We start from the raw sequence: 13,482 nt of genomic DNA on the forward strand, positions 1-13,482 counted from the left end.
GGCGCTCCCCCACGTCCGGCCGGCGCCTACACGACCGGCCCGCGGCCGCGACCGGTTCCCGGCACTCCGCCGGGCAACCCCGGACCGTTGAATCCCGCCGGGCGTCCCCCGGCCGGGCATCGCCCGCCCCCGAACGCCAATCCCGGTGCGCCACAGGGAAGTCCGCTGCAGAACAATCCGACACAGAGGACCGGCACACCGCACCCGGACGCGCTCGGTGCCCGTCCGGGTCCGGCACCCTCCCGTCCGGAACCTCCCCGGTCGCGCCCCGACGCGCTCGACGGCGAGACCCGGCGCTCCGACGCGGCCGACGCCACCGTGTTCGTCAAGCCGCCGGCCGGCCCGGCAGCCCCCGCCCAGCAGAACGACGACACGCCCGGCAACGACGACCGTACGGCGGTGGCACCCGTGTCCCAGGCCTACTCTGCAAACACCAACCCAGCATTCGAGGACGATCCGGAGGACAACGTGGCTCCCCAGTCCGGCCCCCGCCTCAATCGCTTGGCCGTGTGGGCCCTGATCCTGTCCGGGCTCGGCATCACGTTCCCGATCGGTCTCGTGCTCGGCTACCGCGCGCGGGCACAGATTCGACGCACCCGCGGGGAGTCCGGACTGCCGTTCGCCAACGTCGCGATCTGGCTGGGCTGGGCCTACCTCGGCGTCCTGGTGTTCGGCCTGCTGGTCTACAGCTGGATCCTCTTCGCCGCCTGACCGCGCTTCGTACCCGGTGCGATGTCCTGCGTATGACCCAGGTCTCAGCCCGTTCGGCACGAATTCGCCGCGCGGAGATCGCAGATCGGTACCGAATCGCGATTTGTTTCGGTAGGAAGATCTGATAGCCGAAAAGGGTCTCCATCCAGCGCGTTCCCGGTCCAGGTGAGCCGCCGGTCACGACGACCCGATGCCGACGCGCGTGAACGTACTCGCGCGTAACGGCTTCGGTCCGCAACTATCGATCTGTTGAACCACCTCGCGTGTGCCGAAAACATCCTCGGCACGACGAACCGAAGGAGTCGGTGATGTTCTCCCGAATCGCCATCGTCAACCGTGGCGAGGCCGCAATGCGCCTCATCCATGCCGTCCGTGGCCTGTCCGCCGAAACGGGGCAGGCGATCGAGGTCATCGCGCTGCACACCGATGTCGATGCCGCCGCCACGTTCGTGCGTGAGGCCGACATCGCCTACGACCTCGGTCCCGCGGCGTCGCGCCCGTACCTGAACATGAAGGTGCTCGAGCGCGCCCTCCTCGAGACCGGCGCCGACGCGGCGTGGGTCGGCTGGGGATTCGTCGCCGAGGACCCGGTCTTCGCCGAGCTCTGTGAGCGGATCGGCGTCACCTTCGTCGGCCCCTCGCCGGACGCGATGCGCAAGCTCGGCGACAAGATCGGCGCCAAGCTGATCGCCGAGGAGGTCGGCGTGCCGGTCGCGCCGTGGAGCCGCGGCGCCGTGGACACCATCGACGTCGCGCTCACCGCAGCCGCCGACATCAGCTACCCGCTGATGCTGAAGGCCACCGCCGGCGGCGGCGGACGCGGTATCCGCGTGGTCAACAACGACGACGAACTGCGCGAGGCCTACGAACGCACCCGCGACGAGGCCGCCCGCGCGTTCGGCAGCGGCGTCGTCTTCCTGGAGCGCCTGGTCACCGGTGCGCGCCACGTCGAGGTACAGGTCATCGCCGACGGTCAGGGCACCGCATGGGCGCTCGGCGTCCGCGACTGCTCCGTACAGCGTCGTAATCAGAAGGTCGTCGAGGAGTCGGCGTCGCCGGTCCTCGCCGAGGAGCAGGTCGCCGAGCTGAAGGCCTCCGCCGAGCGCCTCGCCGTCGCTGTCGGTTACCGCGGTGCGGCCACGGTCGAGTTCCTGTACCACCCGGGCGAGAAGCTGTTCGCGTTCCTCGAGGTCAACACCCGCCTTCAGGTCGAGCACCCGATCACCGAGATCACCAACGGTTTCGACCTCGTGCGTGCCCAGCTGCACGTCGCGTCGGGCGGCAAGCTCGAGGGTGAGCCGCCGACCGAACGCGGCCACGCCATCGAGGCCCGCCTCAACGCCGAGGATCCCGACCGAGACTTCGCTCCCGCGCCGGGGCGCATCAACCTCCTCGAACTGCCGGCCGGCCCGGGTATCCGCGTCGACACCGGCGTCAGCGAGGGCGACACCATCCCCGCCGATTTCGACTCGATGATCGCCAAGATCATCGCCTACGGTCGCGACCGCGACGAGGCGCTCGGCCGCCTGCGCCGCGCGGTACGCGAGACGCGCGTGATCATCGCCGGCGGCTCGACCAACAAGTCCTTCGTGCTCGAGCTGCTCGACCAGCCCGAGGTCATCGACGGCAGCGCCGACACCGGCTGGATCGACCGGGTCCGCGCCGAGGGCGGCCTCGTCGCCAATCAGCATTCGGCGATCGCGCTCACCGCGGCGGCGATCGACGCCTACGAGGAAGAGGAGAAGGTCGAGCAGCAGCGCCTGATGTCGACCGCCTCGGGCGGCCGTCCGCAGGTCCAGCACGAGAGCGGCCGTCCCCTCGACCTCAAGCTGCGCGGTGCCGGCTACCGCGTCCGCGTGGCTCGCATCGGCGCGCATCGATTCCGCGTGAGCATCGAGGCCGGCAACGAGACCCACACCGCCGACGTCGAACTCGAACGCTTCGATGACCACGCCGCCCAGCTCGTGGTCAACCGTGAGCGGTTCCGCCTCGTCACCGACACCCACGGACCCGTCCACCTCGTCGACGTCGACGGCATCACCCACCGCGTCAGCCGAGACGAGGGCGGCGTCGTCCGCTCCCCGGCACCCGCACTCGTCGTCGCCACGCCGCTGCAGGTGGGCGACGAGGTGGAGGCGGGCGCACCCGTGCTGGTCCTCGAGTCGATGAAGATGGAGACCGTGCTGCGTGCGCCGGTCCGCTCGCGGCTCAAGGAGAGCCTGGTGTCGGTCGGCACCCAGGTCGAGACCGGTGCGACCCTGCTGCGTCTCGAGCCGCTGGCCGAAGACGACGGCGACGAGGCCCCGGAGGAGGTCGCGGGCGTCGACCTCGACCTGCCCGCCGAACCCGAGGTCGAGGCGCACGAACGCACCACCCGTACGCAGGAGGACCTGCGCGCCCAGCTCCTCGGCTTCGACGTCGACGCGAACGAGGCCACCCGTCTGCTCGACGACTACCTCGCGGTGCGCCGCGCGGTGATGGCCAGCGGTCGTCGGCCCCTCGCCGACGAGCTCGAACTCATCACCGTGTTCGCCGACCTCGCCGAGCTGAGCCAGAACCGCCCGTCGAGCGACGAGGTCGGCGTCGAGCACGTGCACAGTGCCCGCGAGAACTTCCACACCTACCTGCAGAGCCTCGACGTGGAGCGCGACGGTCTGCCCGCCGCCTTCCACGACCAGCTCAGCCGGGCGTTGCGGCACTACGGCGTCACCGAACTCGACCGGACGCCGGAACTCGAGGCCGCGGTCTTCCGCATCTTCCTGGCCCTGCAGAACCCGGCCGGCTCGGTCACCGTGATCACCACCCTGCTGCGTGAGTGGCTGCAGGAGCCCACGCCGCGTGACGAACTGCGCGACGACGTGGGCCCCGCCCTCGACCGACTGATCGCCGCGACCCAGATGCGCTACCCGGCCATCGCCGACCTCGCCCGCGGCGTCGTCTACGCCTGGTACGGCCAGCCGCTGCTGCTCCGCGACCGCGCCCGCGTCTACAGCAACGTACGCAAGCAGCTGCGGTACCTCGACGAGAACCCGAACGCCGCGGACCGCGACGAGCGCGTTGACAACATGGTGCGCAGCACCGAGCCGCTCGTCCGACTCCTCGGGCAGCGCATCGAGCGCGGCACCACCGACAACCGGGTGATGCTCGAGGTCCTGACCCGCCGGTACTACGGCAACAAGGGTCTCTCGGACATCCGCAACCACGAGGCCGGCGGCACCACCTTCGTCGTCGCCGACCGTGACAGCGGCAGCCTGATGTCGGCGGCGGTCGGTTTCGCGGGCCTCCCGGCAGCTCTGAACGGTCTCGGCGAACTCGCCCGCGGTGCGGCCGCGGTGGACGCCGACATCTACCTCAGCTGGGAGCAGCAGCCCAGCGGCTTCGACGTGCTCGCCGAGACGCTGCACGAGATCGTCTCCAACGCCGCACTGCCCCCGCAGGTCCATCGCGTCACGATCACCGTGGCCGGCAGCGGCGATGCGCGGATGCATCATCACGTCACCTTCCGCCCGTCCGCGACCGGCATGGCGGAGGAACGGCTCATCCGCGGTCTCCACCCGCACATCGCACAGCGGATGCAGATGGAGCGTCTGCGGAAGTTCGATCTCACCCGTCTGCCCTCAGCGGACGACGAAGAGGTGTACCTCTTCCGTTGTGTCGCACGGGAGAACCCGTCCGACCAACGACTCATCGCCTTCGCCCAGGTCCGCGACCTCACCGCGGTCCGCGAGCCGGGTGGTCGTCTGTTGACCCTGCCCACCGCGGAGGCGACGCTCGCCTCGTGCGCCGACTCGATCCGTCGTGCCCAGCGTGGTGCGGCCCGGCCGTCGAGCACCAACCGGATCATCCTGTACGTGTGGCCGCCGATCGACGACGATCCCGAGATCCTCGACATGATCTCCGGCCACATCCGCGGTGTCACACGGGGTATCGGCCTCGAAGAGGTCCAGGTCATCGCGCGTCGTCGCAACCCCGAGACCGGTGAACTCGTCAAGGTCTCGGTTCGCTTCTCGCTCAACGCGACCGGTGATTTCGACGTCAAGGTCGGCGATCCGTCCGACGCGCCGATCGAGCCCGTCGACGAATACCGCCAGAAGGTCAAGCGTGCTGCGGCCCGCAACACCGTCTACCCGTACGAGCTGGCCGAGATCCTCGGCGACTTCACCGAATACGATCTCGACGCCGAGCATCGCCTGGTCCCGGTCGACCGCCCCAAGGGTCGTAACACCGCGGCGATGGTCGCCGGTGTCGTGACCACCCCGACGGAGAAGTTCCCCGAGGGCGTCACCCGCGTGGTCCTGCTCGGCGATCCGACCAAATCGCTTGGCGCACTGTCCGAACCGGAGTGCAGCCGCGTCATCGCCGCGCTCGATCTCGCCGAGCAGATGCAGGTGCCGCTCGAGTGGTACGCCCTGTCCTCGGGTGCCCGGATCTCGATGGACTCCGGTACCGAGAACATGGACTGGGTCGCGCGTGCACTGAAGCGCGTCGTCGAGTACACCCAGGACGGCGGCGAGATCAACATCGTCGTGGCGGGTATCAACGTCGGTGCGCAGCCGTACTGGAACGCCGAGGCGACAATGCTCATGCACACCAAGGGCATCCTGGTCATGACCCCGGATTCGGCGATGGTCCTCACCGGCAAGCAGTCGCTGGACTTCTCCGGCGGCGTCTCGGCCGAGGACAACTTCGGCATCGGCGGTTTCGACCGTGTGATGGGCCCGAACGGCCAGGCCCAGTACTGGGCACCGAATCTCGGTGCGGCTCGCGACGTCCTGATGTCCCACTACGAGCACACCTACGTGCTCCCGGGCGAGGGCACCCCGCGCCGCGCGGAGACGGTGGATCCGACAGACCGCGACGTCTCGGACTACCCGCACGTCCTCGCGGGCAGCGACTTCACCACGGTGGGTCAGATCTTCTCTCGCGAGCACAACCCGGATCGCAAGAAGCCCTTCGACATCCGCACCGTCATGCGCGCCGTCGCCGACCAGGACCACGTGGTCCTCGAACGCTGGGCCGGCATGGCCGACGCGGAGACGGCCGTCGTGTGCGACGTCCATCTGGGCGGAATCCCGGTGTGCATGTTGGGCATCGAGTCGCGTGAGGTCGCGCGTCGTGGCTACAAGCCCACCGACGGTCCCGACACCTACACCGCGGGAACGCTGTTCCCGCAGTCGTCGAAGAAGGCCGCCCGGGCGATCAACGTGGCCAGCGGCAACCGTCCGCTCGTCGTGCTCGCGAACCTGTCGGGCTTCGACGGTTCGCCGGAGTCGATGCGCAAGCTGCAGCTCGAGTACGGCGCCGAGATCGGTCGCGCGATCGTCAACTTCCGCGGCCCGATCGTGTTCTGCGTGATCTCGCGCTACCACGGCGGTGCGTTCGTGGTGTTCTCGAAGGCGCTGAACCCGAACATGACCGTGCTGGCCATCGACGGTTCGTTCGCCTCCGTGCTCGGTGGCGCACCCGCCGCCGCGGTGGTGTTCGCCGGCGAGGTCGCCAAGCGTGTCGCGGCCGATCCTCGTGTCCGCGAGCTGGAGACGAACATCGCCGAGTCCTCCGGTACCGATCGCTCGAGCCTCAACGCCGAGCTCGCCGACATCCGGCAATCCGTCCGCGCGGAGAAGATCAGCGAGATCGCTGCCGAGTTCGACAAGGTGCACAGCATCCAGCGCGCCGTCGAGGTCGGTTCGGTCGACGCGGTCATCCGCGCCGAGGAGCTGCGCCCGCGGATCATCGGCGCGATCGAGAACTCCCCGGCTTGGGGCAAGAAGGACTCGCACGCCGTGAGTTCCTGACGATCAACACAAGTCGCCGCCCCCGGTTCGATTTCGAACCGGGGGCGGCGGTGTGTTGCGGGCACATCAGCGAGAGTTGTAGGGCAGTAAGGCCATCTCCCGGGCGTTGCGGATCGCGGTGGCGACCTGACGCTGTTGCTGTGGTGTCAGGCCGGTGAGCCGTCGACTCCGAATCCGTCCCTTGTCACTGAGGAACTGACGGAGGAGTTGCACGTCTTTGTAGTCGACCGGGTTCTGACCGTCGGCCCGGACGCCGAGCGCGGACAGTTGGTTCTTCTTACGGGCCGGACGGTCGTCGTCACGGCGTGGTCTGCGTTTCATGAGTGCCTCCTGTGCCGGCCGTTCACCAGCTCGACTTGTGTATTCCGGGCAGTTCGCCTCGATGGGCCAGTTCGCGGAATCGGACCCGTGACAACCCGGCCTTGCCGATGTAGCCGCGGGGCCGGCCGTCGACGGCGTCCCGGTTGCGCAGGCGCGTCGGACTGGCGTCTCGTGGCAGGGCGTGCAGGCGACGCTGGGCCTCTGCCCGCTCGGCGCCGGTGGAACCGGGGGCGACGATGGTCCGCTTGAGTTCCGCGCGGAGGTCGGCGTATCTGGCCACCACCTCGCGACGCTGTTCGTTGCGGACGATCTTGGACTTCTTCGCCATCAGCGGTCCTCCTTGAAGTCGACGTGGGCGCGGGCGATGGGATCGTATTTTCGGAGCACCATGCGGTCAGGATCGTTGCGGCGGTTCTTCCGGGTGACATAGGTGTAGCCGGTGCCGGCTGTGGATCGGAGCTTGACGATGGGGCGGATCTCGTTGCGCGCCATCAGATCTTCTCCCCTCGCGCCCGCATCGTGCGTAGCACCGATTCGATCCCGTGGCGGTCGATGGTCGAGATTCCCTTGGCGCTGACTCGCAGGGTGATGTACCGCCCCTCGCTGGGTACGAAGTATCGCTTCCGTTGGATGTTCGGGTCCCAGCGACGAGATGTGCGCCGATGGGAATGCGAAACCTGCTTGCCGAAGCCCGGTTCGCGCCCGGTGACCTGGCACCGACGTGACATGGCGTCCTCCTTATTGACAATGATTGGCATTAGAGTCGCCGCCACGGTACCGTCGATTCGGCCTAAATGGAAATGATTCTCAATAGTCTGGAGTGTGGACGTGGACGACCTGAGCCCCGCAGAAGGGCAGATGCGATTCCTCCCTGCCGACAACCGAACGCCGGTCATCCTGGTGACCGGCCTGGACCGACCCACATCTCGCCGGATCGGCGACGCGCTGACGTCCGACCCGGGAACGGTGCAGGTCCACCACGATCTGAGCGGGGTGGGCGACGGGCGCGTGGTCCGGACCCTGACCTGGCGGGAATCCGACGGCCGACGCCGCGAAGGGGTCACGGTGATCGAGCTCGCCCACGGTTGTGTCTCGTGCACGCTGAGGGAGGATCTGCTGCCCCTGCTCCGACGCCTTCACCGGCGGTCGTCGGTGCGACGCGTCGTGCTCACCCTCGATCCGATCCTGGAACCGGAACGCATCGCGTGGTCGATCGAGCATGTCGTCGTGGACGAACTACCGGGCATCCCCGCGGCACCGGCCGCCCTGGATGTACGGGTGGAGTCGACGATTACCGCTGTCGCAGAGCATGTCTGGCTGCATCACGCGACGAGCGATCTCGGGTTGTGCGAGGTCCTTCCCGTACCGCCCGACGACGAGCGAACCCTCGCGCAGGTCGCGGTCGGTCAGGTCGCCTTCGCCGATGCGCTCGTCGTCGTCGGCAACAACTCTCGCGCCCGGGACAGTTGGGAGTCCGCTCGCCTCGTGGCCGTCCTCGAACGGTTGGCACCGAGGGCGCCCATGATGTTCGAACTGCCGAAGCGGTCGCTCACTCCCCTGCTCGTCCAGCAGTTGGTCGCCGCGATCCCGCCTTCGTCGCGGCGGGGGCGCATCGACGGGCCGCACGACCCGCTGTTCCTCGACCAGCCCTCCCTCGACCCCGACTGCGGTGTCACCTGGATGGAGTTCTCCACAGATCGACCCCTGCACCCGGGTCGCCTCCATGACGCGATCGACTCGCTCCTGGACGGCGTGGTCTGTGCTCGTGGACGCTTGTGGCTCGCGACCCAACCCGACGAGGCCCTGTGGCTGGAGTCCGCCGGCGGCGGTCTGCGCGTCGCGCCGGGTGGCCGGTGGCTGGCCGCGATGGACGACGACGAGATCGCCCGGGTGACACCCGAACGGCGAGCACTCGGGGCATTGCGGTGGGACGACACGTTCGGGGATCGCCACTCCTCGCTGGTCGTCCTCGTCCACCGCGGCGACCCCGACGAGATCGACGAGGCACTGCGAGCCGCCTGCGTGAACGATGTGGAACTCGCTGCCGGACAAGAGTTCTGGAGCACATACGATGATCCGTTCGGCCGGTTCCACGCGGACCCGTGTGACGACGTCGACGTCGAGGCCCCCATGGTCGACACCCCATCCGCCGACCGCCCATCCGGCGGGGGGCCGGCCGACGATCACCACGACGACCGGTGACGTTTTGCCGATCCTCAGGCATGGTGGAGGGATGGCCGACAACGAGCAGCGCGACTGGACGACCACCGAAGACGAGCTGAAGTCCGACCCCGACATGCCCGAGCAGCCCGCCGAGCGCGGTGGCCCGGACTCGGTGCTTCCCACCTCCGGCGACACCCCCATCGGTGAGACCGAACGCATCGAGGAGGAGAAGGCCGCCTACGACGCAGCCCCGCCGGACACCGACGCCCCGAAGGATCACGCCGTCGGCGGATCGGAAGGCACGGCCGATGGCCAGTGAGAAACGGACCATCGTCCTCACCGGTGCCAGTGACGGCATCGGAGCCATCGCGGCCCGCGCGCTGGCCGGGCCGTCGACGAACCTGATCCTCGTCGGCCGGAACCCGCAGAAGCTGGCGCCCATCGCGGCCGAGACCGGCGCGACCTCGTTCACGGCCGACTTCGCCGACCTCGCCCAGGTTCGTGATCTGGCCGCGCAGATCTCCGGCGGCGTCGAGTCCATCGACGTCCTGATGAACAACGCCGGCGGCACCTTCGACCACCGGGACCGCACCGCCGACGGCCACGAGCCCAACTTCCAGATCAATCACCTCGCCCCGTTCCTGCTGACCCACCTGCTGCGCGACCGGCTGGCCGCGGCGGGTTCGTCGCTGGTCCTGAACACGGCGAGCGTCGGCAATCTGGCCGGCAACGTCGACTTCGACGATCTCGACTTCGAGAAGCGTCGAGCGCTGGCACTGCGCCCCTACGGCACGGCGAAGCTGATGAACATCCTGTTCACGCGCGGCATCTCACAGCGGTGGACCGATGACAAGATCTATTCGGCCGCAGTGCATCCCGGTCCGGCCGCGACGAGCTTCGGACGAGACTCGCGGTTCGTCGGACTCGCCTATCGCTCTCCGGTCACCCGCCTGGTGACCATCACACCCGAGCAGGGAGCCGCACCGCTGATCGCCCTCGCCGAACGGGGAGCGGATCCGTCGGTCAACGGCGTGTACTTCAGCCGGCACAAGCCGAACGGGCTCGAGAACCGACAGGCACACGACCAGAAGATCATCGACGGCCTGTGGGAGAAGTCGGCGGAACTCACCGGGCTCAACTGACCCGCCACAGGTCACCCCACAATTGAAGGAGCGCAAGATGACGCACAACATCCTCTTCGTCATGACCGGCGCCGACGCGTGGACGCTGAACGACGGATCGAGTCACAAGACCGGCTTCTGGGCCGAGGAGGCGGTCGCGCCACTCGAGGTGTTCCGGGAAGCCGGATTCGCGGTGACCGTCGCGACGCCGGGCGGAGTGCGTCCCCCGGTCGACGAGGGCAGCCTCAGCCCGGACGCCGCCGGATCCGTCGAGCGCGCCGACGAACTCCGGAACGTGATCGACACCGCCCCCGAACTCCAGAATCCGATCCCCCTGTCCGACGTGAACGTCACCGACTACGACGCGGTGTTCGTACCCGGCGGCCACGGACCGATGGAGGACCTCGCGGTGGACACCGACGCCGGATCGCTTCTCATCGCCGCCGACCGGGCCAAGAAGACCATCGGTATCGTGTGTCACGGACCCGCGATCCTGTTGGCCGCCAAGGGCGAGGACGGGGTCAATGCCTTCTCCGGTCGTACGGTGACCTGCTTCGGCAATGCCGAGGAGCAGCAGGCCGGACTCGCCGACAAGGCGCCCTGGCTCCTCGAGAACCGGCTCACGCAAGAGGGTTTCAAGGTCACGCTCGGCCTGCCGTGGACGGTCCACACCCAGGCCGACGGCAACCTGCTGACCGGACAGAACCCGGCGTCGTCGGAGAAGCTGGCCCGCGAGGTCCTGCATCGCGTGAAGAAGGCCGCAGAAGAATCCGCGTAGCGGACACTAGGCCGGAAGCAACCCGTCGACCAGCGCGTCGACGATGTCGTCGAGCGACTCATCGGGCATCAGTGGCCCGGTGAGCCGGTCGAGGACCAGCCCGTCGACGGCGTAGTGGAAGAGCGCGATCTCGCGCGCGGACCCGGGCAGGCCCGCCTGCTCGTTGAACGCGACGTCGCCGGCGAAGCCTGTCCGACGCCACTCCCCGATGATCTCGGCCACGTCGGGTCGGCGGATGCCCTCGAGTCGTAACTCGATGAGGGCGATCGTCACCTCCCGGTTGGCGAGGAGCCGTTCGACGATGTTGCGCAGATACTGTGCGAACAGCGCCCGACTGGGTGGCTGGCCGGCCCGTGCGGCGATGAACTCGTCGCTGGGCGCCAGTCGCTCCCCGATGCGCTCGACGAGCCCCTGGAGCAACGCTGCGCGGTTGCGGAAGTAGTTCGTCGTCGTCCCCTGGGGAACGCCCGCCTCTCGATCCACTGCGCGGTGGGTGAGTCCGCGTGCACCTGCTGTCGCGAGCACCGTCAGTCCCGCATCGGCGAGGGCTCGGCGTCGTTCGTCGTTTCGGGCCATGGACAAACCATAGCGGGAACCACTACATCTGTTGTACATTCCTAACCACTACACCTGAAGTGGATAGGAGTGAGCATGCGAGAACTCGTGTACTACGTGGCCGTGAGCCTCGACGGGTACATCGCGGGACCGCACGGTGAGTTCGACGCTTTCCTCGTCGAGGGCGATCACATGGCCGGCATCACCGAGCGGTTCGCCGACACGATCCCGACGGACTACGCGGTGGCCCTCGGGATCGACCAGAGCGGCGGCGACTTCGACACCGTCCTCATGGGCGCCAACACCTACGCCGTCGGGCTGCCGGAGGCACCGAGTCCCTACCGGCATCTCGACCAGTACGTGTTCACCCACCGACCGCCGGAACCGGTCGACGGCGTGACGTTCACCGACCGCGATCCCGCCGAACTCGTGCAGGAGCTGAAGTCCGTGGACGGCAAGGACATCTGGCTCTGCGGCGGCGGGTCCCTGGCGACACAATTGATCGGCGAGATCGATCGCCTGGTCCTCAAGAGGCAGCCGCTGCTCTTCGGCGACGGCATCCCGCTGTTCTCGCCCGCAATGTACAAACCGGAACGGTTCGAACTCGTCGACAGCCGGAACTACGAGACCGGGGTGTCGTTCATGGAGTATGTCCGCGCCTGATCGCTCACCTTGTGCGTTCGCGCTCACCCGATCTTGGTGAGCGCGAACGGAAAGAGTGCGCGAAAAAGCGAAACGCACCACCGGGGTCCGGTGGTGCGTTGCGGTTCGTGCAGTGGTGGAGCCTAGGAGATTCGAACTCCTGACATCTGCCTTGCAAAGGCAGCGCTCTACCAACTGAGCTAAGGCCCCGTGCCGACCGGAATCGGTCGACGGGATGCGATTTCGGGAGTTCGAAAACTTCCGTCGCAGTGGGCCTAGGAGGACTTGAACCTCCGACCTCTTCGTTATCAGCGAAGCGCTCTAACCGCCTGAGCTATAGGCCCTTGAACCGAGAAGTGAGGTTACCCGACGGATCCCCCACCAACCAAAACGGCTGGTCAGCGGCTCGATTCAGTCGAGATCCGCAAGCGTCACCTCGGCACCGCCGACAAGGTCGGCACAGATGTTGTAGATGTAGCTGCCGACCGTCGCGAGCGCAGTCAGCAGGATGGCGTTGACGGCACCCAGAAGCGCCGCCACGCCGAAAACGGTACCGGCCCCGATGACGTCCCCGGCCGAGCTCGATTCGTCGGCCACGAGCGTGCCGAAGCTGTTGTTCACCTGATCCCAGATGCCCATGCCGTCGAAGATCAGGTACAGCACGGCGACCGCGATCATCCAGATGAAGAACCCGACGAACGACAGCACCGCGGCGATCTTGAACGTCGCCCACGGATCGATCCGACGCAGTTGCACCGCGGCACGCAGAGCCGAACCTGCCCCGACCTGACGCGGCGCCGACCGCGGCGGAACCTTCGACGGTGCCGCGGCAGGCGGCGCCTCGGAAGGACGCTTCTTGAGGTCGGCCGTGTGGTGGATCTGATCCAGATCGGGCAGATCCTGACCGGGCAGGTTGTCGCGGTCGATGGTGCTCGTCGGCGACTCGACGAAACCGGGCTCCTCGGTCGCGACGGCCGACCCCGACCGACGCGGACTGTCGAGCTTGGTGACGGGAGCCTGCTGACCGCTCATGCTGGCCGCAGCCGTACCGCTGTTGGTCACGACGCCGCGCGGCGGCGGGCCGCCCCTCGACTCGGGCGGCGGACCGCCGGGGTTGCCCTGTGCGTTCGGGCGGGAGTCGTCCTCACGCCCGAACGCCTCGGTCGGCGGGGAACCGGACGATTCCTCGACCGGTCCGCGCTGCCACGGCGGCACCAGCCCACCGGTCGGTGTGCCCGTACCGGGACCGGACGGGTTCCCGGACGGGCGCCCGTTCTGCTCCTGGTTCGGCTCGTTCGGTGTGCTCACAGGCAATCCCTCACTCTGGCGTCACTGCCGATGGACATCGACGCGTCGGGTCACTTTCTACCGCCACCGACTCCTCGGCTGCACGTGA

Annotated in this window: 13 protein-coding genes and 2 tRNA genes; 7 read left to right on the forward strand and 8 right to left on the reverse strand. The window is 68.1% G+C overall.

Annotated elements, in window-relative coordinates; genetic code table 11:
• A partial coding sequence (locus GONAM_RS23000) for a DUF4190 domain-containing protein (protein ID WP_006868454.1) occupies window positions 1-711 on the forward strand: 711 nt, incomplete at its 5' end.
• 308 nt (window positions 712-1,019) lie between these two features.
• A complete protein-coding gene (locus GONAM_RS19405) occupies window positions 1,020-6,506 on the forward strand; it encodes an ATP-binding protein (RefSeq protein ID WP_006868455.1) in 5,487 nt (1,828 codons plus the stop codon).
• Window positions 6,507-6,572: 66 nt separating this feature from the next.
• Here GONAM_RS19405 and rpsR read toward each other — a convergent pair whose 3' ends face one another.
• The 4 genes from rpsR to rpmB are packed head-to-tail and all read right to left on the reverse strand — an operon-like array spanning window position 6,573 to window position 7,555.
• Entirely contained in the window at window positions 6,573-6,827 is a 255-nt protein-coding gene (gene rpsR, locus GONAM_RS19410; RefSeq protein ID WP_006868456.1) for a 30S ribosomal protein S18, read from the reverse strand.
• A gap of 22 nt (window positions 6,828-6,849) precedes the next feature.
• Entirely contained in the window at window positions 6,850-7,155 is a 306-nt protein-coding gene (gene rpsN, locus GONAM_RS19415) for a 30S ribosomal protein S14 (protein ID WP_006868457.1), read from the reverse strand.
• Complete coding sequence (gene rpmG, locus GONAM_RS19420) at window positions 7,155-7,319, reverse strand: 50S ribosomal protein L33 (RefSeq protein WP_004020951.1); 165 nt, start codon at window positions 7,317-7,319, stop codon at window positions 7,155-7,157. Before rpmG ends, rpsN begins: the two co-directional genes overlap by 1 nt.
• Window positions 7,319-7,555 carry a 50S ribosomal protein L28 gene (gene rpmB, locus GONAM_RS19425; protein ID WP_005200411.1) on the reverse strand — a complete coding sequence of 79 codons (237 nt, stop codon included), beginning with the start codon at window positions 7,553-7,555 and terminating at the stop codon, window positions 7,319-7,321. The genes rpmG and rpmB overlap by 1 nt, the downstream gene beginning before the upstream one ends.
• A 94-nt stretch (window positions 7,556-7,649) precedes the next feature.
• On the opposite strand from rpmB, the gene mrf reads away from it, so the two are divergent.
• Genes mrf through GONAM_RS19445 form a run of 4 tightly spaced genes read left to right on the forward strand, consistent with a single transcriptional unit; the run spans window position 7,650 to window position 10,889 of the window.
• Window positions 7,650-9,029 carry a ribosome hibernation factor-recruiting GTPase MRF gene (gene mrf / locus GONAM_RS19430; RefSeq protein ID WP_006868458.1) on the forward strand — a complete coding sequence of 460 codons (1,380 nt, stop codon included), beginning with the start codon at window positions 7,650-7,652 and terminating at the stop codon, window positions 9,027-9,029.
• Window positions 9,030-9,060: 31 nt separating this feature from the next.
• On the forward strand, window positions 9,061-9,309 hold the full coding sequence (locus tag GONAM_RS19435) for a hypothetical protein (RefSeq protein ID WP_006868459.1): 249 nt from the start codon (window positions 9,061-9,063) through the stop codon (window positions 9,307-9,309).
• Window positions 9,299-10,132, forward strand: coding sequence for an SDR family NAD(P)-dependent oxidoreductase (locus GONAM_RS19440; RefSeq protein WP_006868460.1), 834 nt, complete (start codon window positions 9,299-9,301; stop codon window positions 10,130-10,132). Before GONAM_RS19435 ends, GONAM_RS19440 begins: the two co-directional genes overlap by 11 nt.
• A 37-nt stretch (window positions 10,133-10,169) precedes the next feature.
• On the forward strand, window positions 10,170-10,889 hold the full coding sequence (locus GONAM_RS19445) for a type 1 glutamine amidotransferase domain-containing protein (RefSeq protein ID WP_006868461.1): 720 nt from the start codon (window positions 10,170-10,172) through the stop codon (window positions 10,887-10,889).
• Window positions 10,890-10,895: 6 nt separating this feature from the next.
• Here GONAM_RS19445 and GONAM_RS19450 read toward each other — a convergent pair whose 3' ends face one another.
• Window positions 10,896-11,465, reverse strand: a complete 570-nt coding sequence (locus tag GONAM_RS19450; RefSeq protein ID WP_006868462.1) for a TetR/AcrR family transcriptional regulator — start codon at window positions 11,463-11,465, stop codon at window positions 10,896-10,898.
• Between the two features lie 75 nt (window positions 11,466-11,540).
• On the opposite strand from GONAM_RS19450, the gene GONAM_RS19455 reads away from it, so the two are divergent.
• A complete protein-coding gene (locus GONAM_RS19455; RefSeq protein ID WP_006868463.1) occupies window positions 11,541-12,107 on the forward strand; it encodes a dihydrofolate reductase family protein in 567 nt (188 codons plus the stop codon).
• 113 nt (window positions 12,108-12,220) lie between these two features.
• Here GONAM_RS19455 and GONAM_RS19460 read toward each other — a convergent pair.
• The 3 genes from GONAM_RS19460 to GONAM_RS19470 all read right to left on the reverse strand — a co-directional run bounded on the left by GONAM_RS19460 (window position 12,221) and on the right by GONAM_RS19470 (window position 13,394).
• Window positions 12,221-12,296, reverse strand: a tRNA-Ala gene (locus tag GONAM_RS19460).
• 60 nt (window positions 12,297-12,356) lie between these two features.
• Window positions 12,357-12,430 (reverse strand) — tRNA-Ile (locus GONAM_RS19465).
• Window positions 12,431-12,497: 67 nt separating this feature from the next.
• Entirely contained in the window at window positions 12,498-13,394 is an 897-nt protein-coding gene (locus GONAM_RS19470) for a DUF3566 domain-containing protein (protein ID WP_006868464.1), read from the reverse strand.
• Window positions 13,395-13,482: the final 88 nt, after the last annotated feature.

The sequence above is a fragment of the Gordonia namibiensis NBRC 108229 genome, from assembly GCF_000298235.1.
In the GTDB taxonomy this organism is placed as follows: domain Bacteria; phylum Actinomycetota; class Actinomycetes; order Mycobacteriales; family Mycobacteriaceae; genus Gordonia; species Gordonia namibiensis.